Annotated in this window: 22 protein-coding genes and 2 pseudogenes; 11 read left to right on the top strand and 13 right to left on the bottom strand. The window is 60.1% G+C overall.

Features of this window, described 5'->3' with window-relative positions; genetic code table 11:
- Positions 1–52: 52 nt before the first annotated feature.
- A pseudogene (locus NKJ09_RS28515) lies at positions 53–184 on the top strand (helix-turn-helix domain-containing protein); the annotation flags it as partial.
- A gap of 119 nt (positions 185–303) precedes the next feature.
- Here the strand turns inward: NKJ09_RS28515 and proB are convergent.
- The 5 genes and pseudogenes from proB to NKJ09_RS28480 all read right to left on the bottom strand — a co-directional run bounded on the left by proB (position 304) and on the right by NKJ09_RS28480 (position 4,657).
- A pseudogene (gene proB / locus NKJ09_RS28510) lies at positions 304–1,080 on the bottom strand (glutamate 5-kinase).
- 189 nt (positions 1,081–1,269) lie between these two features.
- Positions 1,270–1,950 (bottom strand): OmpW/AlkL family protein, encoded by a 681-nt coding sequence (locus NKJ09_RS28505; RefSeq protein WP_352764252.1) that lies wholly within the window; start codon positions 1,948–1,950, stop codon positions 1,270–1,272.
- Between the two features lie 188 nt (positions 1,951–2,138).
- Entirely contained in the window at positions 2,139–2,405 is a 267-nt protein-coding gene (locus tag NKJ09_RS28500; RefSeq protein WP_352764250.1) for a prolyl oligopeptidase family serine peptidase, read from the bottom strand.
- Positions 2,305–4,230, bottom strand: coding sequence for a prolyl oligopeptidase family serine peptidase (locus NKJ09_RS32570; RefSeq protein ID WP_502901822.1), 1,926 nt, complete (start codon positions 4,228–4,230; stop codon positions 2,305–2,307). Before NKJ09_RS32570 ends, NKJ09_RS28500 begins: the two co-directional genes overlap by 101 nt.
- Positions 4,231–4,423: 193 nt before the next feature.
- On the bottom strand, positions 4,424–4,657 hold the full coding sequence (locus NKJ09_RS28480) for a hypothetical protein (RefSeq protein WP_352764220.1): 234 nt from the start codon (positions 4,655–4,657) through the stop codon (positions 4,424–4,426).
- A 728-nt stretch (positions 4,658–5,385) separates the two neighbouring features.
- Here NKJ09_RS28480 and NKJ09_RS28475 point away from each other — a divergent pair.
- From NKJ09_RS28475 to NKJ09_RS28460, 4 genes are all read left to right on the top strand, one after another.
- The gene (locus tag NKJ09_RS28475; RefSeq protein WP_352672529.1) at positions 5,386–5,535 is read left to right on the top strand and encodes an iron-sulfur cluster assembly accessory protein; all 150 of its coding nucleotides are present in this window, start codon (positions 5,386–5,388) and stop codon (positions 5,533–5,535) included.
- A 245-nt stretch (positions 5,536–5,780) separates the two neighbouring features.
- The gene (locus tag NKJ09_RS28470; protein WP_352764218.1) at positions 5,781–7,085 is read left to right on the top strand and encodes a lysine N(6)-hydroxylase/L-ornithine N(5)-oxygenase family protein; all 1,305 of its coding nucleotides are present in this window, start codon (positions 5,781–5,783) and stop codon (positions 7,083–7,085) included.
- A gap of 506 nt (positions 7,086–7,591) precedes the next feature.
- Entirely contained in the window at positions 7,592–8,371 is a 780-nt protein-coding gene (locus tag NKJ09_RS28465) for a phytanoyl-CoA dioxygenase family protein (protein WP_352764216.1), read from the top strand.
- A gap of 389 nt (positions 8,372–8,760) precedes the next feature.
- A complete protein-coding gene (locus tag NKJ09_RS28460; protein ID WP_352764215.1) occupies positions 8,761–10,710 on the top strand; it encodes a class I tRNA ligase family protein in 1,950 nt (649 codons plus the stop codon).
- Positions 10,711–11,539: 829 nt separating this feature from the next.
- Here the strand turns inward: NKJ09_RS28460 and NKJ09_RS28455 are convergent.
- The 3 genes from NKJ09_RS28455 to NKJ09_RS28445 form a co-directional block, all read right to left on the bottom strand.
- The gene (locus NKJ09_RS28455) at positions 11,540–12,997 is read right to left on the bottom strand and encodes an NAD-dependent succinate-semialdehyde dehydrogenase (protein ID WP_502901824.1); all 1,458 of its coding nucleotides are present in this window, start codon (positions 12,995–12,997) and stop codon (positions 11,540–11,542) included.
- Between the two features lie 508 nt (positions 12,998–13,505).
- The gene (locus NKJ09_RS28450; RefSeq protein ID WP_352764214.1) at positions 13,506–14,927 is read right to left on the bottom strand and encodes a M16 family metallopeptidase; all 1,422 of its coding nucleotides are present in this window, start codon (positions 14,925–14,927) and stop codon (positions 13,506–13,508) included.
- 951 nt (positions 14,928–15,878) lie between these two features.
- Entirely contained in the window at positions 15,879–16,106 is a 228-nt protein-coding gene (locus NKJ09_RS28445) for a hypothetical protein (RefSeq protein WP_352764212.1), read from the bottom strand.
- A gap of 372 nt (positions 16,107–16,478) precedes the next feature.
- Between NKJ09_RS28445 and NKJ09_RS28440 the strand changes: the two genes are divergently transcribed.
- Positions 16,479–16,691, top strand: a complete 213-nt coding sequence (locus NKJ09_RS28440; protein WP_023679670.1) for a cold-shock protein — start codon at positions 16,479–16,481, stop codon at positions 16,689–16,691.
- 219 nt (positions 16,692–16,910) lie between these two features.
- On the opposite strand, the gene NKJ09_RS28435 is transcribed toward NKJ09_RS28440, so the two are convergent.
- The gene (locus NKJ09_RS28435; RefSeq protein ID WP_023679671.1) at positions 16,911–17,381 is read right to left on the bottom strand and encodes a Ros/MucR family transcriptional regulator; all 471 of its coding nucleotides are present in this window, start codon (positions 17,379–17,381) and stop codon (positions 16,911–16,913) included.
- Between the two features lie 559 nt (positions 17,382–17,940).
- Here NKJ09_RS28435 and NKJ09_RS28430 point away from each other — a divergent pair.
- Together NKJ09_RS28430 and NKJ09_RS28425 are read left to right on the top strand one after the other, a co-directional pair.
- Complete coding sequence (locus NKJ09_RS28430; RefSeq protein ID WP_352764210.1) at positions 17,941–18,261, top strand: DUF982 domain-containing protein; 321 nt, start codon at positions 17,941–17,943, stop codon at positions 18,259–18,261.
- 793 nt (positions 18,262–19,054) lie between these two features.
- Positions 19,055–20,110, top strand: a complete 1,056-nt coding sequence (locus tag NKJ09_RS28425) for a cytochrome-c peroxidase (RefSeq protein ID WP_352764207.1) — start codon at positions 19,055–19,057, stop codon at positions 20,108–20,110.
- Positions 20,111–20,378: 268 nt separating this feature from the next.
- Here NKJ09_RS28425 and NKJ09_RS28420 read toward each other — a convergent pair whose 3' ends face one another.
- From NKJ09_RS28420 to pdxR, 4 genes are all read right to left on the bottom strand, one after another.
- The gene (locus NKJ09_RS28420) at positions 20,379–20,900 is read right to left on the bottom strand and encodes a helix-turn-helix domain-containing protein (RefSeq protein ID WP_352764205.1); all 522 of its coding nucleotides are present in this window, start codon (positions 20,898–20,900) and stop codon (positions 20,379–20,381) included.
- A 242-nt stretch (positions 20,901–21,142) separates the two neighbouring features.
- Complete coding sequence (locus NKJ09_RS28415) at positions 21,143–21,589, bottom strand: B3/B4 domain-containing protein (protein ID WP_352764204.1); 447 nt, start codon at positions 21,587–21,589, stop codon at positions 21,143–21,145.
- On the bottom strand, positions 21,546–21,851 hold the full coding sequence (locus tag NKJ09_RS28410; protein ID WP_352764202.1) for a hypothetical protein: 306 nt from the start codon (positions 21,849–21,851) through the stop codon (positions 21,546–21,548). The genes NKJ09_RS28415 and NKJ09_RS28410 overlap by 44 nt, the downstream gene beginning before the upstream one ends.
- Positions 21,852–22,306: 455 nt before the next feature.
- Positions 22,307–23,812, bottom strand: coding sequence for a MocR-like pyridoxine biosynthesis transcription factor PdxR (gene pdxR, locus NKJ09_RS28400; RefSeq protein WP_352764244.1), 1,506 nt, complete (start codon positions 23,810–23,812; stop codon positions 22,307–22,309).
- Between the two features lie 73 nt (positions 23,813–23,885).
- Between pdxR and NKJ09_RS28395 the strand changes: the two genes are divergently transcribed.
- The 3 genes from NKJ09_RS28395 to NKJ09_RS28385 are packed head-to-tail and all read left to right on the top strand — an operon-like array spanning position 23,886 to position 26,326.
- On the top strand, positions 23,886–25,118 hold the full coding sequence (locus tag NKJ09_RS28395) for a trans-sulfuration enzyme family protein (RefSeq protein ID WP_352764201.1): 1,233 nt from the start codon (positions 23,886–23,888) through the stop codon (positions 25,116–25,118).
- 52 nt (positions 25,119–25,170) lie between these two features.
- On the top strand, positions 25,171–26,073 hold the full coding sequence (locus NKJ09_RS28390) for a dihydrodipicolinate synthase family protein (RefSeq protein ID WP_352764200.1): 903 nt from the start codon (positions 25,171–25,173) through the stop codon (positions 26,071–26,073).
- Positions 26,074–26,107: 34 nt separating this feature from the next.
- Complete coding sequence (locus tag NKJ09_RS28385) at positions 26,108–26,326, top strand: FMN-binding negative transcriptional regulator (RefSeq protein WP_352517525.1); 219 nt, start codon at positions 26,108–26,110, stop codon at positions 26,324–26,326.
- Positions 26,327–26,406: the final 80 nt, after the last annotated feature.

Raw genomic sequence — 26,406 nt, 5'->3', positions numbered from 1 at the left:
TAACGCAGGGGCGTGACACTGCTTCCGGTTTCATCGGAGGCATTTGTTTTGGATGTTGGTTGTGGAGACGATTGCAAAGATACGCCGGCTTTCGGTGGGTCAAGGCAAATCGATCAAGCAGATCTGCCGGGAATTGAAGGTCTCTCGGAAGGTGGTCCGCAAGGTTCTGCGTTCCGGGCAGACGATGCGGCGTGGTGATCGGGATTCGCTGGCCGCCTTCGATCTGGCGCTATTCGAACGGTACTGCCGGCAACTGCCTCAAGGCTCGCTCGATCTCCTCGAACAGTCCCCGGCGGAGTTTGCCTACATGGTGCATTGGGTGGCTTTAGCGAGCGGAACAAACCACGTTGATGGCCCAGCGTTCTCGATGGCGGCCAGCGGGTAAGATTTGTTTCCCCTCGCAATGACCATTTCACAGCCCGGGTCCGTGGCAATCGTTGCTGCCAGCAACTTTGTCACCATGCCACCCGAACTGTGGCGAGCGAAGGAATGACCCGCCATGGCTTCTATCTCGGCAGTGATGCATCGAAACTCCGTCACCAGACGGGCTGCGGGGTTGTCATGTGGGTCTTCCGAGAAAAGGCCATCTACGTTGGAAAGCAGAATGACAACGTCGGCGTTCACCATCTGCGCGACCCGAGCTGCTAGCCGATCATTGTCGCCAAAACAGACCTCCGCGGTTGCTGGTGGTGTCGTTCTCGTTAATAATGGGTACGGCGCGAACTTTGAGAAGCTGTTGAAGGGTTGAAGCCGCATGAGGCGACGATGCTGGTTGTCTATATCTTCGCGGGTCAATAGTATTTACCCAACGCCAAACCCATAGCGTTTTAAAGCCCGTTCATAGGCACGCATGAGTCGAACCTGACCGATGGCGGCGGCCGCTTGTTTATCCTCAACTGGCAGAGATCGTCCCAGGCGATTGAAGTGGTTTGAGCCGACCGCGACAGCGCTAGAGGTGACGATGATCACCTGCTGCCCGCGTGCGAAAATTCGGGCGACATCCTCTATTAGCGTCTCAAGCCAAGGACCCCGAATCTCTCCGGTTTCTAGATTGGCGATCAGTGCCGAGCCAATCTTCACTACCAGCCGGCGAGCCGAAAGCAATCGGACCGGGCCTGTTGATGCTGCCGTTGAGCGTTGCTGCACTAGAAATGAAGACACGTCTGTCCATCTCGCCTTTCCTGGCGTCGGGGGCTTGGAGGGTTGAAGGGCGCACGAGGCGCCCTTCATTTCAGATCGGCTGTCAGCAGGCCGTCCTCGCCTTCATGATCAGAAGCGGTAGGTGACACCTGCGCCTATCAACCAGGGATCGAGGTCCGCCTTCCCCGTCAGTTCCGCGCCGTCCACCGTGACGTCGAAGTCTGGCTTGAGGAAAACCTTCTTCACGTCGAAGTTGACGCCCCAGTGCTGATCCACCATGTAGTCGAACCCGACCTGCAGCGCGGTGCCGAACGTGTTCTTAACATGGAGAGCATCTGCACTGCCGGCATCCTGGTTATAGAAGATCGTGTAGTTCACGCCGGCACCGACATAGGGCTTGAACGCGCCGAAATCGGTAAAATGATACTGTAATGTGAGCGTGGGCGGCAGCAGCCAAACCTTGCCGATATTGCCTAGGCCGCCGATCGCTCCTTGGCCCTCGATGTTGGCATAGGTGGTGCCGAGTATGAGTTCGGCGGCGATGTTGTCCGTGAAGAAATAGGAGATATCGAGTTCCGGCGTCACCGTGTTTGAATACGAAAGACCGGAGCCGGGCACTGCATTGACGTAGCCCGAATCCTCAGTGACGACCCCCAACGCACGCAGGCGGATCTGCCAAGGGCTTGGCGCTTCCGTGACCGAGGCTCCTGCCAGCGGGACGCTCGCCGGTTGCGCAAGGTCCGCCGCGACGGCCTGATGTTCCATCACCATGAGGATGACGGCCGCTGTTACTCCCCGCGCCACGCCCATTCGCATTCTCGCCATGATATTCTCTCCTTGCTCTTCAGAAATGATGGATTGCACTATGAAAAATCCTGCTGGACGACGGAGCGCTGCATGCGCAGTTTGCGTTGGACAGCGCACATATTCTTTGCGCCGTGCTCGCAATCATCGACCTGTAATCACTTGTTGAGACGTTGCCCTTTGTCTCCGTCCACCTATCGAACGCCATCGGCTTGCCAGCCGATCGCACTGCGAAGGAAATTGGTACCCAGGGCAATGAATGCGGCCCGCTCCCGATTGTTCTTTCCGTAGCCGTGCCCGCCCGCGCCGGGCTCGTAGAAGTAAGCGGGATAGCCAAGAGCCTGCAGCTTTGCGGCCATCTTACGCGCGTGGCCCGGGTGGACGCGGTCGTCCCGCTTCGTGGTGGCTAGCAGGATCGGCGGATAGGGCTGTCCTGGTGTCGCGGCGTGATAGGCCGAGATTTCCTTTAGGAAAATCCATTCCTCCGGCTTGTCGGGATCGCCATATTCGGTCAATCCAGCTCGCGCCCGCCAAAAGCTTGGTGTAGCGGCGCATATCGATTAGCGGGACTGTGCAGAAGAGCGCGCCGAAACGCTCAGGATAGCGGGTAAGCATATTGGCGATCAGAAGGCCGCCAGTCGAGCCGCCCTGGGCGGCAATCCGCCTCGGCAGCGTAGTGCCTCTTCGCACGAGGTCGGCGGCAACGGCGGCGAAATCGTCATGGGTGAGACGCTTGCCCTGTCTGCCCCGGCCTCGTGCCAACGGGTGCCGAACTCGCCGCCGCCCCGGATGTTCGCCACCACGCACGTGCCGCCGCGTTCGAGCCACAGTTTGCCGAGCGAGGAGCTGTAGTGGGGCAGGACCGATTCTGCGGTACCCGCCGTAGGCGGTGAGGTGAACCGGGGCATCCCCGTTCCCATTCACGGGACCGACCTGCGTATAGGGGATCATCTCACCATCGGTCGAGACTGCCTCGTGGCGCGTCACCACCAGCCCGGATGCGTCGAAATTCTCCGGGTCGCGCTTCAGGATTACTGGAGCGCCGAGAGGCGCTGCGGCATTGAGGTCCAATAGGAGAAGCTTCGGCGCTGTGATCGGGTCCTGAGCCGAAATGAGGACCTCTCCGTTGGTCTCGTGACGTTCAGCATCGAGCGACCAAAGATCAACAGTCCCTTCGGTGGGCACGGTGTCCAGCGCTCGGCGGGTCCATTCCTGGCCTTCGGGGGTGAACATCTCGAAACGTGAATCGAGGTTGACGAGGTAGGAGATAACGAGCTTCCCGTTATTCCAGAAGATTGATTGCAGGGAGCGCCTGTCGCCTGGTTCAAACAGGATGGCAAAACTGCGCTCGCCGGCGATGAAGGAGGAAAGCGAGATGCCGATCAGCGCGTCCGCGGCATGGGTCATCCCTCCCACTGTCCATGGCTTGCGCGGCTTTACCGCCAGCCAGTCGCCGAAACCGCTCCACCAGGCGTCCCGAGGAAGGTCGATCCGCATCTTGGGCCCGCTCCTGTCGCCGATTCTGACGATCTTCTCGAAGTAGGCCGGCCGCTCGGTGAACCATAGACGCTCGCCCTCGGCGGGGCTGTCCAGATGGCCGGACACGCCTATGGAGTCGAAACCGGTTTCGAATATTACCGGCGCGGCGAGCGGATCCGCGCCACGCTTCCACAGCCGCACGGTGCGCGCGTAGCCGGAGCGGGTGGCCATGCCATCACCAAGCGCACTGGAAAGCAGCAGCGTGGCAGGGTCGAGCCAGTTAAGCTCGCCCTTGGCCTCCGCGAGGTTGAAACCATCGGCGACAAAGCTAAGAGATCCCAGATCGAATTCGCGATGCACGGCCGCGTCGCTGCCGCCGCGCGACAGGCGCAGAACGGCTCTTTCCCGTCTCTCCGGCTCAAGGGACGCGCCGCCCCAGATCCAGTCCTCTCCGTCACTAGCGGCGAGGGCGTCCAGATCGAGCAGTAGCTCCCACTGGGGATCAACTTTCATGTAGGCGGCAAGGGTGGTCCGGCGCCACAGTCCGCGCGGATTTCGGGCATCTTGCCAGAAATTGTAGAGGTACTGGCCGTGGCGCCTGCTCAAGGGAATCCGGTCAGGGCGATCGAAAATCGCTGTCAGGGCGTCATGGTCCCGCTCGAATTGCGGTCCACCGAACTGCTCCAGGGTCCTGGCAGACTGGCTGGCGGCCCAGTCAAGTGCCCGCTCGCCTTCTACATCTTCGAGCCAAAGATAAGGATCATCGTCGGGAGCATTCAGCGTTGGGCGGCAATCGAATGCGGTCATGTCCGGCTAACCCGAAGAGTGAAGTCGCCTGGAAAACAGGCGCAAAGTCTTCCGTCGGCCCGGGAAAGCTCCGCTTTCGCGGCTGCGACCGCATGTTCGGCGGGCATGATCATGCGATGATTTCTCCTCTGTCCGTGCCGCAGCGCGTTTTGCGGACAGCCTCGCAGGAGTCGTGCCAAATAAGAAAATCGTTTCAAAGCAATGCGATCATCCTGATGACGCTGTGTCTCATGTCCGACATCGTCGAACATCCGACAACGAGTGCAGCCGTGACCGCCTGATAGAACCTCCCGTGCCAGATCGGTGGGCACTGCGGATGCAGTGAAGGCTCACCGCGAAACTGGCCGAACTTCGGGTCGACATCGGCGACGCGGCGATCGACGACCACTTCGTCGCCGGGGTCGGGCGCGGCACAGCCTGAGGACACCGCGGCGCGATCATCGAATAACTGCGTTTACGTTGCCTCTATCCTGGCCCACCCGTGGGCGCGCAAAAGACTGCTTTACCGCCTCAGCCCTTTAGTTGGATCAAGTCGCAGGGACCGAATGGCGCACGGCAGAGTGGCCATAACGCAATTGTCTTCCGGCTATCTTTCCAGAGATTCGACAATCCAGTTGGTGAAGGTCCCATATCGCCCAATCATTGATGTGCTTAGGTATGGGCATGCGCCCATCCGCAACCATCTCATCAAGAGCATCGATCCGCCCCAACGTAGAGAATGCTTCCTCATGAGAGAGGCGTCGCGGCGGACATGAGATTGCGTCACTCTTCATGATCGCGGCCTCCGAGGATGTCGGGATCGAGCCAGTGCAACGGCACGATAGGGCGAGGATCTGGCAGCTCTTTCAACTGCCGACCTCGATGGGAGAAGGCAAATCGCGATCTGTCCGGCAGAGACACCAGATTATGTACTGTCCGTTCATGAAGGCTTCGTGCTGGTCTCCATAAGAGAAATATTCTGGTGGAGAAGGTGCCCGATTAGCTATTCGGAAAGGCGACATCGACGTGCAAATCGGGCGCGGCCGGTACGCGTCCCCCTCAATGTCGGATTTCCGACAAGATCGCAAATCCGCCAACCCATTGTTTAATCAGGGCTTCCTTCTCTGGCACGGCCCATGCACGGCATTCTGCGAATGCATCAGAGAGAGGTCGTCCATGATCATGCGCACCGAAAATGCCGTCGCCGCAGTGAAAACCGCGCTCTCGCCTGCCATCAAGCCGCCGAAAGGCCGGCGCGTCATGGTCGAGGCGGGCGATTGCGCCGGCTTCAAACACCTTAATGGGCCTGGAAAGCTCCTCGCGTGACGGCGACGCGGCATCCAGACGGGCGGAAAGGACATACGTCGTTGCCCCACGTCGCCGGCATGACACGTCGATTGTCACCGCGCTGGAATGCTCGGGTCTACATTCGTCAACCCGAACGCGCTGGACAAATTCTCGCAAACCCGGTCGGCACCGGGGCTCGAAACGTCCGCGAGGGGGCCCAGTGGCTATGGCCGATATTCGCCGCGAACAAGCCGCCTAGTGGGAAGACTCTATAGGAGGAAGCAGTGGAGTTATCTTGCGTTGGGGTCGGTGCTGGGCCGTCTAATTTGAGCCTTGCGTGTCAGATACACGAGCAAGTTGGGCAAGGGGCACTGTTCCTGGATAGGCAGGTCGACTTCCGCTGGCATCCAGGCATCGCATTCGATTCCTCGGAGCTCCAGGTCAGTCACTTCAAGGATCTGGTCACACTGGTGAATCCGCGATCAGCCTACACTTTCGTAAACTTCCTGCACGAGAACGGGCGTTTGTACCACTTCCTGAACGCACAGTTCGAAGCTGTGTTCAGAGCTGAGTTTGAGCAGTACCTGAACTGGGCCTTCCACAGGAACCCACTTGTCCATGGCGGCGAGACCGTGCACGAAATCCGCTTTGACGGCGCGTTTCGGGTGCGGACCGATAACGCGGTTCTCGGCGCCAGAAACGTCGTGGTTGGCATTGGCAAGCAGGCGCAAATCCCGCCTCAGTTTCAGGGCTGGATTGGACGCAACCTGTTCCACTCATCTGTTTTACTGCACATCCACCCTGAGGTGCGGAGAAAGCATGTCTGCGTGGTTGGCGGAGGCCAGTCGGGAGCCGAGGTGATGTTGCATCTTGTCGGCCTGCCGAAAGAACGGCGGCCTGCCTCGATCACCTGGGTCTCGCAGCGCGAAAACTATCTGCCTCTGGACAACAGCCCGTTCACAAACGAGTTGTTCATGCCCTGCTTTTCGGATCGTTTCGCGGCGATGAGCGAGTCGCAGCGTAAGCTGCTCCTGCGGCGTTTCGTGCTTGCCTCGGACGGCATTTCGGAAAGCACGTTGCGCGCGATCTATCAGGCGCTGTACCGCCACGCATTTTTCGAGCCAAACCGATCCGACATCACACTGCGGCCGGGCTGCACCGTTTCGCACTGCATCAACGCCGGCGCGGGTCATAGGCTGACCCTGCAGCACGGCATGGTCGAGGTCGAAGAAGTCACGGCTGACATCGTCATCCTGGCCACCGGTTACGAGAACGCGGTGCCAGACTTCTTGGCACCCATCGCGCACCGGCTGGAGCAGATCGACAATGAATTAGCTATTCGCGAGGATTTTTCGGTGAGCTGGGACGGACCGCGTGACAGACGCATCTTCGTACAAAACGCGAGCCTCGGGCAGCGCGGCCTGGCCGATCCGAACCTAAGCCTGCTGGCCTGGCGCGCGCGCCGCATCCTCGATAGCCTTCTTGGGCGCGCGCCATGCGCGAACCCCGAGCATCCTGGCTTCATCAGCCATACGTCGATCGAGAGCTGGCCCGCCCCCGCAGCCGAAGAAATGGGCAGCGGGATATGACTCGTACACTTTTGATCATCGGCGGTGGCATCCTAGGAATGATGTCCGCCTCCGCTGCGGCGAGGGCCGGAGGCTTCTCCGATATCACCGTGACCGAACAAGCCCTTGGACCAAGCGGCGCATCGCATTATTCTGGGGGCGTGCATTTCCCCTACGGTTGTCAAGACCGTACCAGGGCGCTCACTGGAAAGAGCGCCGTGGTCTTGGCGGCCATCGCTGGGTCGGCGGTCAGCGGATGGTGCCGGCCTTTAGCGATGCGTGTCGTGGCTGGATCGGGTGAAGCGATTGATCCGGCCCAGTTTACGGAACCCCTGGACCCGGCTGAGCCTGACATAGGCAGTCTCGCGCCGAGCTTCTGCGGACAATATCCGCCGGAGCGGAACGCACTTGGCATCGCCGTCCCACATGACGTGAGTCCGTCTCCGTGGACCCGCAACTTGACCAGCGCCCGACTGCCCTAATTGGGATGTCCGACCAACCAGTCTTTCCAACAGGAGGCTTTTCGCATGTTGACTGATGCACAAAGAGAAAAGTGGCAGAAAGACGGATACGTCAGGCTCGAAAGGTTCTTCGCTCCAGCGGCCCAGGAAGATATCTCTACTTTTGTCGAAGATATGTCACGCTGGGATGTCAGCGATGATAAATGGCTCATGTGGTTCGAGAAGACGACGGACAATCGAAAGATCATCTCCAAGATCGAGAATTTTCTCGACTTCCATGATCCATTGCGTCGTTTGCTCTTAGAAGATCAGCGCATAAAGTCAGCGGTCGATGATTTGCTTGGCGAAGATTCGCGCAGGCTCAAGGAGTTGCTGATTTTCCACTACCCCGACAGCGGCGGCTATCTCCCGCATCAGGACATTTATCACATTCCACACAAACTCCCCGACCGGATGGTCCATGCGGTGGTTGCCATAGGCATCGACGACTCCGACCCGGAAAACGGCGGGCTTTTCTTCAGCCCCGGCAACCACAAGAAGGGGGTGTTTCCCATGGATGCCGGTGGGGTGATCAATCCTCAAGTCGCCGAAATGTTCTCCTGGGAACCCGTAGTATGGAAGGCTGGCGACATCTTCATCTTCGACGATTACGCACCGCACTACTCACGACCGAACAAAAGCAATCGTTCGCGGCGGACACTCTACTTGGTGTTCCAGCGTGCTTCAACAGGAGGACCGACCCGTGCTGAATATAACGTGCTTAAGCGCGCCCTCAACCCGCCCGAGGGCAAAGTGGCCGATCTCGACAAACTCAAGCCCCCAAATGGCATTTTCTATCGCGATTGAGCTCACGCAGCCAGGCGGAGGCATGCACACGAAACTGATCGACCGCTCAAAAATGCGCGGAGAGTATGGCGTTCTGATTTGCGGGCTCGCGGAGCATCGACCGCAGCCCGTTACGACGCTTCGGCACGTGGATTATGGAGGTGGTCGCAGGGCGGTCTTCTATGACGCCTACAGCCCGACTGGCGCCCCCCTCGTCGCCCGCCTGGCGGCCCAGAGCTGCATTATCCTGGCCGGGGCCGCCAACGGGTCGGGCCGTTTCTCTCCACGAATTGCACGGGAGGCTGTTGCGTTGGCAGCCGAAGATCCCACGGCTTCAACAGCTTAGGTTCGTTGTCATGCGCAAACACACGTTTTCTCGAACGGAGCTGTCGCGGGCGTTCGGTATCGACATGGCCACGCTCGGAACGGGAAGCGTCGGCACGGGTTTTTCGTTCGGTAGGCTGGCACCGGGCGCTACATCCGAGCCCCATCGGCACGACGAAATCGAGGCCTTCGTGGTCCTGTCTGGCGCGGGCAAGGTCAGGACCGACCTTGGGGAAATCTCGGTCGAGGCGGGCGATGTCGTTCTGTTCCACCCTTTTGAAGCGCATGTGCTGCGCAACGACGGAAACGAAGACCTAGATTTCGTCGATGTCTACTGGCGAGACGGCGAGGCCGCCCTTGATGCCGCTGCAAAGACCACGGCTCCACGCGGGCCGATCTTCGTCTTCTCCACGCCGCCAACGCCAAATGGCGATCTGCATCTGGGGCATCTTTCTGGCCCCTATTTCGGCGCCGACGTCTATACTCGTTTCCTGCGCATGAAAGGAGTCGAAGCATATCACCTCACTGGAAGCGATGACAACCAGAGCTACGTCACGACACGCGCCGATGCCGATCAATCGACGCCTGCAAACGTGGCGCGCTACTACGCCGACGAGATTCGCGCCACGCTTGCACTCCTCGATTGTGACGTCCACAGCTTCCAACCCACAATGGGCGATGACGGCTACGGCGAGTTTCAAGCCGCGTGTTTCCGCAGTCTTCTGAGCAGCACGGCGGTAGATCTGCGCCAGAGCCCTGCGCTTTTCGATGCTGTGACAGGCCACTATCTTTACGAGCCGGATGTTAGCGGCCTCTGCCCCGATTGCGGCGGCTCCGCCGGTGGCAACATCTGCGAGGAATGCGGCGCCCCAAACCTTTGCCACGACTTGGGTGCAGCCCGGTCACGGCACTCTGCCGAGGCGCCGCTGGTCGGCTCCGTCCGCCGCCCGGAACTTGCCTTGGACCGATGCTACGACAATATCGACCGGCATCTAAGGGCGTCGGGCGTCCCGCTACGGATCTTGGATCTCTTCGCGCGCCTACGCCAACGCGGCGACTTTTCAGTGCCCATTACCCACCCCTCGGACTGGGGCCTGCCGGCCGAAGGGTTCCCGGGGCAAGTGATCTGGGTCTGGCCGGAAATGGCCTTCGGTTTTCTTTACAACATCCAGGCGCTCGGCCGCTTGCTGGGTCGCGACTGGAAGGCGGAGATGCCCGGCAACGACTGGCAGATAGTCCATTTCTTCGGCTTCGACAATTCGTTCTACCACGCGCTACTCTACCCCGCTCTTTACGCCGAGGTCTTCTCCCACTGGACGCCACGCATCCACTATCACGTCAACGAATTCTACCTGCTCGACGGCAAAAAGTTCTCAACCAGCTGCCGCCATGCGGTCTGGGGCAAGGAGGTTCTGAGCCCAAAGACAGTCGACGTCGTGCGCCTCCATTTGGGCCTGACACGCCCGGAAGGTGAGCGGACGGATTTCACGCTGGACGCGCTGCGCCGCACCGAGAACGAGGTGTTCCAAGGGATTTGGCTGAACTGGCTTGACGCGTTGAACCAGGAAATCAAGCAGGATTTTGCCGGCCGTGTACCCGATGCAGGCGACTGGAGCCCGGTCGACCGCGCCTTCTTTGCTCGGATAGAGATCTATCGCGCGGCGATGGAGCGCGCCTATTCGGACGAAGGCTTCTCGGTCCGGCGCGCGGCCGCTCAGGTCTGCGATTTCGTGCGCGATTGCGTGATCTACCGTCGGGCGCAAGACTATGCGGCGGCGCGACGTTTCTATCCCGCCCGCAATCGGACTTCGCTAGCCCTTCAGACGACGGCCGCTGCGATCCTGGCGCCGACACTCGCTCCGCTGATGCCCCGATTCGCCAGAACGCTGGCGCGAGGCATCGATGGCGTCTCAACCGAAACATGGCCCCGGTCCGTCCAGCGCCTTGCGCCCGGGACGCGCTTTGATCTCGGACCCGTGTTGGTGTTCTACGCCAAATCCGGCAATGCTCATCTCGATGAGGAGGAAGCACTATAAGCCCAAAGGTGCACCAGTGAGCTATCTCAATCTCGACCAGATCTGCGCGGTAATCAAAGCCGATGATGCCAAATATCTTTACTCGCTGTCACTGGCGACCGAAGCCGCTATCAGACGGCAGAGACCAGATTGGCGGACCTGAACCAGCGCATCATCGACACCCTGGCCCGCGCCTTCGAGGACCGCGCGGCCGATCGCTTCCCAGCCCTTGCTGTTTCGTGCCGCAAATGCCCTGTGGGCTCGACTGCGCTGACCAACCTCTTCGGCATCGCGGGATTTCCGTCCTCCAGACGGTCAAGACTGTCATGCGGTTCGAGGCGCTTGGTCAACCTGGCGCGCCCTGGATCGTGCGCCGATCACCGGAAATGTCGAATGCGAATGCCTGCCTGATGGTATCTTCGATTCTGTCCGAGCCTGTACTGGCGCGGCAGTCGGCCGAAGAACAACTGAGCTACTGACAATCGGAAGGTAGCAGGTTCAAAATTCTGCCCCACAAACCGGACATTGCGCACAACCAGCGTTCGCGATCGCGATGGTGCAGAAGCTTCCAACCAGACCCGCGCAAAGACAGCCCGTCGCCTGAAGATAGTCGGCGAGGGCCGCCAAATCCCTCGCAAGCGTATCCTCCGTCACATGCACGCCGTCTTCGCCGACAATCCAGACGCTTGTCTCGTCGAGAGATAAGTCCAGCCAGGTGCTCCTTCAGGATTGCGTGTTTGTTCGGGTACGGAGCCGCCCCTCAGTTCCCAATCGAGGAGCGATCCTACAATTCACATATTTGGAGATCGCTCGCTAGGTTACCCGGCTGTGAACCCTGCAAGCCGAAAATTCAGATGCCGCCCATGCAGAGATATTTCATTTCTAGGTAGTCCTCGAGGCCATGGCGGGATCCCTCCCGCCCGATGCCGGACTGTTTTATCCCACCGAACGGCGCCGCTTCTGAAGACATCCGGCCGGTATTTACCCCGACCATTCCATATTCCAAGGCCTCGGCCACACGCCAGACACGCTTCAGGTTGGAGGCATAAAAGTAGGCCGCGAGGCCGTAGATCGTGTCGTTGGCCTCACGCACGACCTGATCCGCATCTTTGAAGCGAATAATCGGTGCCAGCGGCCCGAATGTCTCTTCTTGCGCGACGGTCATCTCGCTGGAGACACCGGTCAGGACTGTCGGTTGGAAAAACGTGCCATTCGTGCCGATGCGTTTGCCCCCGCATCGAATTGCGCCGCCTTTGGCGACGGCATCGGCAATATGGGATTCGATCTTGGCCAAAGCGTGCTTGTCGATGAGCGGTCCGATGTCCACTCCGGGAGCGAAACCGTCACCAACTTGAAGTTGGCGAGCCCGATGCACGAATTTCTCGACGAACTCGTCGTGAACGCCCGACTGGACGTAAAGGCGGTTCGCCGAAACGCAGGTCTGGCCGGCATTGCGGAACTTCGCCTGGATCGCACCGTCAACCGCGGCATCGATATCGGCATCATCGAAGACGATGAAAGGTGCATTGCCGCCGAGCTCAAGGCTGACTTTTTTGATCTGGTCCGAGCACTGGCGCATGAGCAGGCGCCCGATCTCAGTCGACCCGGTGAAGCTGATCTTGCGGACCTTGGGATTGGTACAAAGTTCGCGGCCGACCGCTTCACCTTCGGACGCATAGATCAGGTTGACGACGCCTTCGGGAAAGCCAGCCTGATGGGCGAGGGCGAACATTGCTCCCGCCACGAGCGGCGTCTGTTCAGCGGGCTTGAGGACGATCGTGCAGCCCGCCGCCAAGGCTGGCGAGATTTTGCGCGCCACCATCGAGGCCGGGAAATTCCATGGCGTTATCATGCCAACAACTCCGATGGGCTGCTTGATTACCAGCATTCGGCGGTCCATCGATGGTGCGGAGATCGTCTCGCCATAGACGCGATTGGCCTCCTCGGCGTACCATTGCAGATACGCCGCAGCATGCGATATCTCCGACTTGGCTTCGGCAAGCGGCTTGCCCATCTCCGCGGTGAGAATCGCGGCAAGATCGTCGGCGTGGTCGATGATCAACTGATGCCATCGCCATAGAACGTCGCTGCGCTCACGTGCGGTCAACCCTGCCCATCCAGGCTGAGCGACATAGGCCTTGTCGATCGCAGCGCATGTCTCCTCGACACCCATGTCGGGTAGTTCTGCCAGCACTTCACCAGTCGACGGGTTGAGGACCTCGAATGTCCGCTCGCTAGTCCGCGTGCCAAGTGCCGGCAGGCGATCAATGGGTCCAAACAGGTCAGGGGATCTCAGGTGACGGATCATCGGCAGGCACAGGGGCAATACCGGATTCCTCCTCAACGCAGCAGGTATATATAGCAGGTGCAGTGTGTACTCCGCGACGTCCGGGTTCCTTATAGGGCCTCGGCCAGACAGCTGGTAGACCACGGACCCAAATGGAAAGGGAGAATACCTGAATACGCTAGAAGATGCCTCGCGGTTCTACTAATCGAACGATTGAACAACGGACATCGGCTTCGCCAGCCGCGCGGAGTGGATGCTGGTGGCCTGCCCCTACAATCTGCGGACCACGAATCGGCGACTCTATCCACTCGAAGAGAGGCTGGCCTGAGGAGGAGCGCACCCCAATAATGACGCCTGAACCGGCAAATGCCTGGCAAGGCCCGCGAAAACCGCTCCTCGCGGCTTTAAACAGATCCCGTTTACCCGGCGAGCGCCCGCAAGATGAGAAAGAGGATGGAGAGGAACAGGGTGGCGAAGGCGCGCCGAGGGAAGACCGGCCGGCGCATTTGCAGGGGGATGGAGCTCATGATCATTTCCCCGCCTGTTGCTGCGACAAAAGATAGCCTGTGGTCGAATGGTCGAGCACCAGATAACGCGCGGCGACCGCCTTGACCTCGTCGGTGGTGACCTTGCGGACGCGGTCCGGCCTCTCGAGCACGTCCTTCACATTGCCACCGGTGGTGAGCGTCTTGCCATAAATGTTGGCGATGTGGTCCAGCTCGTCATGGGCAAAAATCACCGAGCGGATATAGCGGTCTTTGGCCTTGTCCAGCTCGTCGCTGGTGACGCCATCCTTGGCGATCCGGGCGACTTCGGCAACGGCCGCCGCTTCGAGATCGACGATCTTTGCATCGCCGCGCGACGAGCCGGAGATGGTGAAATTGGTGTCGTCTAGCATGGTGCCCTGGAAGGAGGCGCCGGCCGCCGAGGCTATGCCTTGCTTGACGACAAGCTCCTGATATAGCCGGCTGCGGTTACCGCCGCCGAGGATCTCGGCCAGCAGGTCGAGCGCCTCGGCCTCGCCGGGCTCTGCCGTATGATAGGACGGCACCACCCATTGAGTGGAAAAGCTCGGCACCGAAACGCGCGCATCGGTCAGCGTCACTGTGCGCCTGGTGTTCTGCTCCGGCTCGACCGGACGGTTGCGCGGGGGCAGGTCCGGCCCGCGCACAACCTTGCCATAGGTCTTCTCGGCCAGCGCCTTCACCGTCTCAGGCTCTACGTCGCCGGCCACCACCAGCACGGCGTTGTTCGGTCGGTAGTATTTGTTGTAGATGGTGAATGCGTCGGTGCCGTTCAGCTTCTCCATCTCCTGCATCCAGCCGATGACCGGAATGCGGTAGGGCTGGTTCTGCCGCAACGTCGCGTTGACCTCCTCGTCCAGCAGAGCATGCGGGTTCGTCTCTCTGTGCCAACGGCGCTCCTCCACGATCACGTCGCGCTCGGTCTTGATATCATCGTCGTTGAGGATGAGGTTGAACATGCGATCGGCCTCGAAGCCCATCATTTCACCCAACGCCGAGGGCGCCACCGTCTCGAGGAAGGTGGTGTAGTCATACGCGGTGAAGGCGTTATTGTAGCCGCCGATGGCTGAGACGGCTCGGTCGAACTCGCCGGCGGCGTGGTTGGTCGTCGCCTTGAACATCAGATGCTTGAGGAAATGGGCAAGGCCGGATTTGCCGGGTGGCTCGTCGGCGCTGCCGATCTTGTACCAGACCATATGAGTGACGATCGGCGCGCGGTGATCGGGGATTACGACCACTTCCATGCCGTTGTCGAGCAGGAAATCCGTTACCTTGCCGCCGTCGGTGGCGGCCAGAGCCGGAGCGGTCGTCACCAGGGCCAGCGCGGTGGCAATGAACGCCCTGCGCACCCAGGGGGACGATCGATGGCTGCGGTTGTGGTGGCTGGTCGAAAGGCAAGGTTCGAGGCAAAGTGATTTGTTCCTCATTTTGATGAAGGCGCTGCGTCCCCGTCTCCCCGCGTGGGAGGATCGGCGGGCAGCGCCGAGCCAGATGAATAAGCTCTTCATGGGGCCAAGCCTTACTCGAGCGTCATCTTTGGATGGACCCAGGAGACGTGCGGCGGTATTTCTTGGTGAGGTGATCATGGGACGGATTCTCCTTGGTCCGAGACGCCTTGCGGATGACCAAGCATGCACCGTGCCACATCAGAAAACCTTTCGAGGCAGTGGACAAGTCGGGCTCTGCCATGTTGCGCATCCGACATTGTCGGACATCGGACAGGGCCGAACGCGACGCGCGCGGCTGGATATCTTCTTCGTTCGGAAGACGATGGGCGCGCTGCCGGGAGGGGCATAGGATGCGCTTCGAAGGCCGCTGCACTGACGGTGAGAATGGAGATGTTGGTCGCCCCAGCGGAACCCTCTCCTCGACAGCCAGACCGGGTCGATGCTGAACGGCAGAGGCGCGAGGAGCGTAGCGAACTCGAGCGCGGAGCCTGCTCGCGCGCGCAGACGGATCTGATCAAAGATCGGCGAGTTGGGCGATATCCGCGGGGCGCTGGAAAACGAAGATCGTAGGACTCGGGCGGGAAAGAAGGATGCGGTGGCGCGCTTCTGGCGTAATGCGCCTGCCGCGAGGCCGTCGAGCCTGATGAGTTGCTGCGGGAAAGGGGAGTGTTTGCGCGGGACCTTGGTCAAACGTAAGCAACAACCGTCGAGCTCGCCGTGGATGGGGGCATGCAGGCACGTTTGTCGCTGGAGGACAGCAGCACGGAAGCTGTCCGCGCTTGCCGTCGTCGCTGGGTACCAAACAGGAGAAGTTGGCGGTCGCGATCGAATTCATCTGCGTAAATACCGCCTGGCTGTGCTCGGTTTGCCGGCGAACAGATTGCCTTCTTTGCGGCTGCAAACGCATCCCTGGCGGCGTGGTCCCTAAGGTCAAGAGCATCGGGTGAGTAACAGCCTGATCCTGCTCAATCTGATGCGCGCCAACCGCCTCGCCGGACTGTGGAACCGCTCGCGGGTAGCTTCTACCACAAACAGCAAGGTCATGAAATCAAGTAGGAAGTCGTCGATCGCTTGGGCGATTGTTTCTGACTTGCCCTTGAACTGGTCCAGCAAAACGCGCGCGTTATCGATCGCTTCCACGCTGGTGGCATCGATCAACCCCTCGACCCTCTTGAAACAATCCAATTCGAAACTCCTTCAAGCGCTTGGCAAGCCGTTATGCACGAAGGTAGCTCCGTGAACTACCCGGCCTTTGACCTGGCGGCACGAGCAGCGGTCGGCCTTACGTCCCGTGCCTCCAAGCACCGGCCGTAGACGTGGGGCTGAGGAGCGTTGGAAGGATCGGGCGCTTCCGGCCATGCTCGAGCGGTAGTGTAGGACAGTGCTTGCTGGCGACTTCGGCCAAAATGGAGTGCGCCAGCTGATCGGGGTTTAACAATTTTTCGCTTTTTGCTGCGCCCAAGTCTCGGCTATGAGTCGGGCAGGCCTGATGGCCTGCCCACGTTGCAATTGTTAAGGAGGAACACGTATATGCCGACTGGAACGGTAAAGTGGTTCAACAGCACCAAGGGGTTTGGATTTATCCAGCCCGACAATGGCGGTCCGGATGTTTTCGTCCACATTTCCGCTGTCGAACGCGCGGGCCTCTCGACCCTCGCTGACGGCCAGAAGATCAACTATGAGATCGAGCAGGATCGCCGCACCGGCAAATCCTCCGCTGGCAGCCTCAGCAAAGCTGGTTGAAATTTTCTCCTGCGTCCTGGCAAGAGTGGGCGCGTAGGTCCGGAGGTCCTCACGGCCGCTCGATAGGAGCGAGCAAAACTGAGGGCAGCAGATTGCTGCAGGCGTCGCGAATTCCTCATGACACTAAAAAAGGAAGGCGGGGTTGGCCCCGCCTTTTTATATGACGCGCAGATTAAGCCGATGGCTGCAACGCTCCAGAACGAATCTCGATTGCCGAAATCAAGCCGCGACCTTCTTGCGGGTTCGCTTCGTCGGCGCCGGCTCCGGCGCTTCCGGCGCTTTCGGTTTGCGGCCGAGCCCCATTGTCTTGGCCAATGACGAGCGCGCCGCGGCGTAGTTCGGCGCGACCATGGGATAATCCGCCGGTAGGCCCCATTTGGCCCGATATCCATCCGGCGTCAGCCCATAGTGGGTCGACAGATGGCGCTTTAGCGATTTGAATTTCTTCCCGTCTTCAAGGGAGATGATGTAGTCCGGTGTCACCGACTTCCTGATCGGGACTGCAGGCGTAAGGGCAACCGGCTCTTTTGCAGAGACACCTTCCGCCGTCCCTTTCAGAGCCGCGTGCACTTGGCCGATGAGGGCAGGGAGATCCCCCACCGGGATCGGATTGTTGGAGACATAGGCTGAGACGACATCGGCCGTGAGCTCGATGAGGGTGTCGATGTTTTTTTCGGCTTCTTCTGTCATGAAACTCTCCAGGCGGCGTGAAACACAGTCGGCGAAGCGTCGCTTCATAGTGGCGGTCGCCGCTGAAAGCAACCAAGGTCTCGACAGGATTATTGCGATGCTCGTCCAGCAGCGAGATCTATAGCGCGGTATCGCGCCGTCATGACCGTTGATGCGTTCCGTTGTTGGCGACCTGCCGCGGTGCTTGCGCATTTTCAGGCGCGTCTCGGCCGTAAGCTTTGCGCCAGACGACCAGTAATCTCGAAACGAAGCGGGCTGTTTCTGTTCGCCATCCTCTCTTTGGCTGTGAAGTCGGTGGCAGAGCAGTGGCCGCTTCCTGGTGGCGCGTGGAGGAACTATCAAGCGTTGATTCGCAATGGTCGAAACGATGTAGATTCATCCGGTGAGCCGCTCTCGCAGCAGGATGTTAGGGATTGGCCCGCTGGTAAACCGAGGACATCACGCCGCTGCTTTGCTATTGAACCGCTATCGCTGTGACAACACATTCCGCAATGGTGGGCGGGTGTAGAGGAGGCGCCTGTTCACGCAAACTAGCGGTTCAGCAGGTCGGGAGGAACGAATGAGCTCAGGGACTTTCAGCAGCCCACTTTTCGTAAGGCGGGCAGCGCACATCGTGCAAGAGATTGCCCGTCCTGCGGATGCTATCGATTTTCTCAACGAATGGCCAGAAGATCGCAGAGACCGGATCCACGAAGCCGCCCTCAGGGCGTGCTTTGATGCATACAACGGACGAAAACCTGCGAGCGCAGCGCGCAAGAGTTTTTCCGCTTTGCGAAACAGGTCGTCATATTGGAAGATGCAACCTCCGCGATGCAATGGCTCGCTGCCTGCATGTCGGACAGTGGAAAAGCGCAAGTATAGGCGTCGCAGTCGTATCTGAAGCCGGAGCGGGAACGCCGACGAGGTTATTGTATCGAGATTTCGCCGGCATCTGGAGCGTACTATAGCGAACAAACAATATTTTGCGCGCTATGGCGATGTTAATCATCTTGTTGTATTTGTAAATCAGCTTCTCGCGACAGGACTGCAACGCTTCCGGTGTGAAAATCACTGGGTGGGACTTGGTTCTCTCGAATTCATGACGGTAAATTGCCCTGTTATTATCGCAAAGCAGTTGTCCCATTGAAGCTGATAAACGAGGCCAAAATTGTGCTCCGTCGTCTGCCAATATTCGCTCGATGGAGGCTATAGGCGTCACAAGCCAATCAAAACAGCTACTCGGGCGCCCTTTGAAATTTCGTTTAATTTCGCTCACCCGAACGGTCCTCTACAGTCGAAATAAGATTGTCCCGCAAAGGTGCTACAAGACACCTATCGCGGATCGATTTGGGCCCACGTCGATCTGGCGAAGGCAGGCGGAAGTCGAGCAGGACCTGCAGCGGAACAGATCACCGGCCCCGAACCGAAATCTGAGACAGCGGCGGACCCGATTTCTTCATGGTAGAAGGCGCAGAGAGAACCGGAGCACGGCTCCGGCGCCGCCGCTTGCCGAGCAGCGATCCTCCGCCTCCCAAATTCCAATCGAGAAGAGCGTTCAATTCCGGGACGGTCCAAGCTCTGCCGCAAAAACAGGTGTCAGACCACCCGGTCCTCTCCCGCAACTGATCTAGCGCAGGGCGTTCATGAGCCGCATATCCCAGAGTGGCTGCGTGCACGACGCAGCGAGATCATTTATGAAAATCCTATTCAGTACGATGGCTGTCCCCTTGCTGACAGCCACCGCCTTTGCTGCGGATTCGATCCCCACAGACCTCAGAGAAACGGCACTGGCCACCTTCAGGGCTCTGCCATCCACCACGCCGGCAGTCGCCAATAACCCGATCACCCCGGAGAAGATCGCTCTCGGCAAGGCACTGTTCTTCGATCCACGCGTCTCGGCGTCAGGCGTCTTGTCGTGCAACTCGTGCCACAACCTGGCCACCGGCGGCGACGACAATCAAGAAACCTCGATCGGCCATGGTTGGCAGAAGGGACCGCGCAACGCGCCGACTGTACTGAACGCTGTCTTCAACATCGCCCAGTTCTGGGACGGTCGTGCCGAAGACCTGAAGGCTCAGGCGAAGGGACCGGTCCAAGCCGGCGTCGAAATGGCCAATACACCGGGTCAAGTCATCGCCACCCTCAAGTCGATGCCGCAATATGTCGATTGGTTCGATGCAGCTTTTCCGGCTGAAGCCGATCGGGTCACCTTCGACAACTTCGCCAAGGCAATCGAAGCCTTCGAGGCGACACTGGTCACGCCGGCCCCCTTCGACAGCTTCCTGAATGGTGATGAGCTTGCCATGACTTCCGAACAGAAACAGGGCCTGGCGCTTTTCATGGACAAAGGCTGCTCGTCCTGCCATGGCGGTATCAACGTTGGTGGGGAAGCCTATTACCCATTCGGCCTCGTGGAACAGCCCAGCGCCGAGGTCCTGCCGGAAAAAGACAAGGGCCGATTTGCGGTCACTAATACTGCCGACGATTCCTATGTTTTCCGCGTGGCGCCGCTGCGCAACGTTGCACTCACCGCGCCATACTTTCATTCGGGCAAGGTTTGGGATCTGAAACAGGCCGTTGCCATCATGGGAACCACCCAGCTTGGCGTGGTACTGGCGGACGAAGAAGTCGACCTGCTTGTTGCCTTCCTCAACTCGCTGACCGGAAAGGCACCCGAGGTCGCCTATCCCATCTTACCCGCCGAAACAGCGACAACACCCCGGCCTATAACGCAGATCTTAGGAAAATAAACGGCCAGCTGACTGCGGAACATCGCAATTGACAATGATTGCGACTTTTACTGGACGAGACGAGTCGCGACGTCCATGAGAACGCAAATGGCTCGTTTCCAAAGTGCAGACACTGCTTCCGTCACCAGCTCGTTGCGATGGAATCATGTTTGGGATCTGGCGTGCGAGAAGGCGTCTGACGCATGAGGCTCGCGCGCTGGCGATACCGCGCGGCGGCCGGCCATCGCGCTGGCGGCCGAATTGCCGCGCGCCGAAGTGATCGGCCCCCTTAGGGCGAAGGGGCAGCCACTCCGTCCTCCATGTCCAGCGATTCTTCGACTGCTTCCGGATTCCGGGCGATGGTCCAAAGGAGAGTATTCGCCGCTACATCCGGTTTCGAGCGACCTTGCTCCCAGTTTCGAAGCGTTGCCAGATCGAGGCCATACCTCACGGAGAATGCCTCCTGAGAGAGCTTCGTGCGATCCCGGACTTCGCGAACACTTATCGGCCGCGGCGCATGAACCTTCGCGATCACGCCTGCGGACGACAGTTCATTCTTCAGTGCCAATAGGTCGTCGACGCAAGGAACCGTCACGAACGCCTTGCCGTGATCGACCATCTCCGTGAGTATCGCGTGGGCCGTCCTGAGCGGCAGCTGTCTCTTAACGAGAATCCGGGCGGCCTCAGGAGTATTCGCGCCGTGAAGAAAACTGAGGCTCAGTCGGACGGGAGAGCCTGACGACACCGGGACGACGTCCCGGGTTCGCACCCGTTGTCCGTACCGCTCCATGAATTTCGATTTAGTCGACATTAAGCTTCTCCGCGATCACTCGACCGAGCTTGCGCAATTTGGACCATCCCCACTGGAGGCATCGCGATAAAAGTACGCCAAACAACGCTAAGGGAGAACAAGCAGTGATCTGATTTCGTTCGACGCTCGTTTTCGAGAGCCGTTCTGGGTCGTTCGCAATCAACTGTGTAGGCCAGCGGAGCGAGCAAGGAGCGCCAGATCCGGACAGGGCTGAGTGGGGTGTTTCTCGGTGGGGCCATGCCCTAAGGGACACGAGATGTAGTGGATTCGTCGATCCGCGCTGTTTCGATTCGCGCACCCGGGCACAACGCTTGGATAAGTCCCATCAGATGCTCTCCGGTGGCCGTCATCTGTTTAGCTGACATTGGGCCGAGGGCTTCCAGCACGAGCCACATGGCGCGGGTATCGACCGTGACCATGGTGCGCCGCCCCTGCCGCCAGTTCCAGCGGCGGCACGTGACACCGGCATCATCGCACCAGATGACTTCGCCCGGTTCGGGATGCTCGGTTACCATTTCACCTTGCTGGATCGTGTCGAATGGCTCCGCTCCCTTCGCAATTAAAAGTCTCGGGACCCTCTGGTAGAGATCGAGATCCTCCCCGCCAATCGGAACGCCATACAACACGCTGAGGGCATTGTAGGCATCAACCAGTGGGGAAATCCGCGGGAGAGAGCCATCTTTCCGCACCCGCTTGAGAAGCGCGGCGGCCGAGCACGGCGTTCGATTGGCCTTTGTGCCGAAAGCCTTCGTAGGCAACGGCCCACGCCGCAAGATGCGCGTCCCTTTGGGCATCATCGCGAAGCGCCGCCTGTTCCGCCGCCGCAATCGTGTCGTTCAACGCCTGTGCGTCCGGCACGTCGATTTCAGCGTTCCGCACCACAATGCTGATCAGATGAAAATCCGGGTAGCGGGCCTTGATCTCGGGGGCAATCAATGGCGTGAAAGACATGGGATGCTCTTTTCTCATGGGGAGGCTTTGCGCTGCGGGTCGTTCGGGAAATGTTTGAAGAAAGGTGCTTGTCGAGCGTCCAGATCTTCTGGCATCGGCATGGTGCATGCCGCACCATGCGCTGGATAATTCCATCATTCGGCCGTGGACAAGGCCTGGTAGAGATCGTCGATTATGTCTTGCGGGTGCTCGAGCCCGCTCGGCCGGCAACAAGCTACGCCTCCGCCAGATCCTCCATTTCATAAAAGGCAGCGGGCGCGATATGGATGTGAAGCAGTTTTCCTTGCCGCATGCATCGCTCTCGGAAATTCGTCTCGCACGAAAAATCTGCCGCCAAACTGGCCTGATCAACAGCACCAGTTGCATGGCGTATTCCCAGTCCAGTTGGCTTTGCAACGAAATGCGGTTCAGCCCAAGGGTCGGTTTCCTCGCCAGCACGCCACGTCCCCGCCGTTTTAGCCACCGTGTCCCGGCAACGCGTCTTGCACCTGCCTGACAACCGCTCGCAGGACCTCAACGCCCTTCTCGATCTGCCGAATGCTCAAAGCGGCATAGCCCATGACAAGCCCCACGCGATCGATGTGGCCTTCGTCCGACTGCCGCTCGTAAAGGGGCGAGATCAGGTGTAGCCCCAAACCCGCACGTCGGGCGGCTTCGACCAGTGCCGTTTCCTGCGATCGTGGCAGGTCGTTGAACCAGACGGCGACGTGCAGTCCGGCCTCTGCTCCCTGGACAGCGATGCGATCGCCGAAGCTGTGCCGCAAGGCGCCCAACAACGTCTCCCGACGCTCGCCGTTCAGCCTGCGCACGCGCCGCACATGGCTTTCGTAGCCGCCACTTTCGATCAAACAAGCCAGAGCCTCCTGTTCAGCCACCGGCGAATGCCGGTCCGAGAATTGTTTGGCGGTTGCGAAGACCTCCTGCAATTCCGGCGGGACGACGAGGTAGCCTATGCGCAGCATCGGCGAGAGCGTTTTGGAGATCGTGCCGAGGTAGATGACAGCCCCCTGGTCCTGGAGGCTGTGCAGCGGAGGGACCGGATTGATGTCGTAGCGATATTCGCTGTCGTAGTCGTCCTCAATCACATAGGCGCTGTTGTTCCGCGCCCATTCCAGAAGCTGGTGGCGGCGTGTGATCGGCATGACGCCGCCCAGCGGAAACTGATGCGATGGCGTGACATAGGCCAGTCGTGCACCAATCCCCGCCAGCAACTCCGTCTTCATCCCGTCCTCGTCGACGGTGACCGGAATGGGCGAGGCGCCTGTGCTGGCAAAGACCTGACGCGCCATCCTGTAGCACGGGTCCTCGATGACAAAGCGGTCGGCGGGATCGAGAAGCAGGCGCGCGCATAGGTCGAGGCCCTGCTGCGAACCGTTGACGATGATGATCTGCTCGAGGTCGCAGCTCAGGGTTCGGGCGCGCCAGAGATAGCCCTGGAGCGCCTGACGCAGCCGGCGCGAGCCGCGAGGGTCGTCATAGGCAAGACGCAACGGGCGCTGCGCCATTGCCTCGTTCATCGCGCGTTTCCAGATCAATGCAGGGAAATCTGACGGCGCCAGGTCGCCATAGCGGAAATCGACCTTTAGCGCATTCGGCAGATAATCTGGCCAGGGCGGTGTAGCGCGCAGTCGTCGCCCATAGGCGGACAGAAGAACCGGGCCGAACCGTTTCGCGGACATGCGGCGTGTCTCAGGGCCGATCAACGAAGATGCAACGCGAGGTCGCGCGCCTTGACGGGCTTCGATGAAACCTTCCGCAGCCAGTTGCTCATAGGCGACCGTCACCGTGGTTCGCGAAACGCCGAGGTCATTTGCCAGGGCCCGGGAGGATGGCAGCTGACTGCCGGTTTCGTAGACGCCGCCGAGGATTTGCTCGCGAAGGGCTTCGTATATCTGGCGTGCACCCATCGCGTGCGAGCGCGCTGCAGAACCGGCACTTGAAGACTGGACCATCTCTTTCATCGCCAACTGGATATTTCACATTGGCCAGTTTGCCGTCAATCTTTCGGAACCCAAGAAAGATCTCAGAGGCCGAATGACCCGCTCCCATCAATCGGAAACCGATGCTCCAACTGGGTCGCTCAACCATACCGGTCCCGGATTTGCCACCCGGGCGATCCATCATGGCTACGATCCGGCCCGCTTTTCCAATGCCGTCCAGCCGCCAGTGTTCCTGACGTCAACCTATGGATTCGAAAGCGTGGCAGCAAACGAGGCGGCCGCCACCCTTGGTGGACGGCTCTATGCGCGCGAATACAATCCGACGACGGAGATCCTCGAGCAACGGCTCGCCAATCTGGAAGGAGCCGAGGCAGGTCTGGTCGTTGCCTCGGGGATGGCGGCTTTCGGGACGCTGATCCTGTCGCTCCTGTCCCAAGGCGATGAACTCATCGTCCACAGGACGCTTTATGCGAACACGCTAGCCATGGTCGAACAGGCGGTCCCCCGCTTCGGCATCAAGGTCGTCGCGGTCGACCTGTCCGATCCCCAAAATCTCGATGCCGCGATCACCCAGCGGACGCGGCTGGTTTTCTTCGAGACGCCGGTCAATCCGCTGAGCCGCATCCTCGACATCTCTGCCATTGCCGAGCGCGCCCACGCGCGCGGTGTGAAGGTTGCCGTGGACAGCACCTTCGCCTCGCCCGCGCTCCAGCGCCCACTCGAACATGGGGCCGACATCGTGCTCCACTCGCTGACCAAGTACATCAACGGTCATGGCGATGCCCTTGGGGGCGCGCTTCTGGGCGACGCGCCAACGCTCCGCACGCTGCACGAAACGGGCCTGCGCTACATCACCGGCGCAGCGCTCTCGCCCATGTCAGCCTTCCTGATCCTGCGCGGTCTGAAGACGCTCACGCTGCGCATGGAACGGCACAGCGGCACGGCCCTTGCGGTGGCTCGGGCGCTCGAGGCGCACCCGGCGGTGGCATGGGTGAGTTATCCCTTCCTCGACTCGCACCCTGATCAGGTGACGGCGCGAAAGCAGATGTCCAACGGGTCGGGCATGTTGGCCTTTGGCCTTCGCGCTGGATACGAAGGCGCGCGCCGGATGATGGACCGGCTCAACCTGATCACCCGGGCTGTCAGCCTCGGCGATGCCGACAGCCTCATCTATCATCCAGCAAGCCTCACACGTGCTCGGCAGCCGATCCGCAAGGATGCCCATTTGGCCGACGGAGTCGGCGAGGACCTCATGCGTCTCTCGGTGGGGCTCGAAGACGCCGATGACCTGATCGCCGACCTGCGGCGGGCTCTGGACGCCTTGTGATGACCTGTCGTCCGGCCAGTCCTGCGCTCACGCACAAACCTGGAGCCTTGCCATGGCATTCCTGAGCGGTCTTTCCGCGTTTCCCATCACGCCCGCCGATCGTGACGGCCGCGTCGATACCGTTGCTCTGCGCAGGCTGATTGCTCGGCTTGGCGCCGCTCAGGTCGACTCCATCGGTCTTCTCGGCAGCACCGGCACCTATATGTATCTGTCGCGCGAGGAACGGCGACGGACGCTCGCCGAGACCTTGGACGAAATCGCCGGGCGAATGCCGCTCCTGGTGGGTGTGGGCGCGCTGCGCACCGATGAAGCAGTGAGGTTCGCGCAGGACGCCAAGGCCCTTGGAGCTGCCGCGGGGCTGCTTGCGGCCGCCTCCTACACCCCGCTCACTGATGACGAGGTGTTCGAACATTTCTCGACGGTGGCGTGCGAGAGCGGCCTGCCGATCGTCGTCTACGACAATCCAGGAACGACGCATTTCCATTTCACCCCAGCACTCGTCAGCCGCCTGGCAAAGGTGGGTGGGATTGTCGCTATCAAGAATCCGACAGACAAGGGCGATGCGATCAAGAGCCATCTGGCCGACCAGAGGCGCACTGTGCCGGAAGGGTTCTCGATCGGCTACAGCGGCGACTGGAACGCTGCAGAGGCCATGATCGCCGGCGCCGACACATGGTACAGCGTCCTCGCCGGCATCCTGCCCGAGGTCTGCGTGAAGATCGTCACGGCGGCGCAACAGGGCGATGCGGCCGAAGCGCGACGGATCGATGCCACGCTTGCGCCGCTCTGGAGCCTCTTCAAGGAGTTCTCGAGCCTTCGCGTCGTCTATGCACTTGCCGAATTGCTCGACATTTGCCGTGCCGACCCCCCGCGTCCCATCCTGCCTCTGCCCTCAGCAGCGAAGCGCCAGATCGCCGCCGCGTTGGAACGCTTGCCATCGGATGTCAACCGGTGAACAGCGAACCCGGCGGCCAGTGAAGGAACCTGTCATGTATGTACCCGCGCATTTCGATGAACCGAGCCGAGAAGTCCTCTACGAACTGATCGAGAACAGTGCACTTGGCATGCTGATAACCCATGGCCGGAGCGGTCTCGACGCCAATCACATCCCCTTCGAACTCGACACGTCACAGGGAGAAAACGGTACCCTTTACTCCTGCGCGATTAATACACGTGCCGAAGGAAAGTGCACATTCTCGCTCGAGTGACTTATTTCAAAGGATGTGATCGCGTTTTGGCACATTCACGGCCCACATGCGGCAGCCGGTAACTCACCACATGGTGAGCA

Source organism: Mesorhizobium sp. M0189 (assembly GCF_040322135.1).
GTDB lineage: Bacteria > Pseudomonadota > Alphaproteobacteria > Rhizobiales > Rhizobiaceae > Mesorhizobium.
The sequence above is the reverse complement of the archived record's forward strand: the minus strand, read 5'-3'. Positions and strand labels throughout refer to the sequence as shown.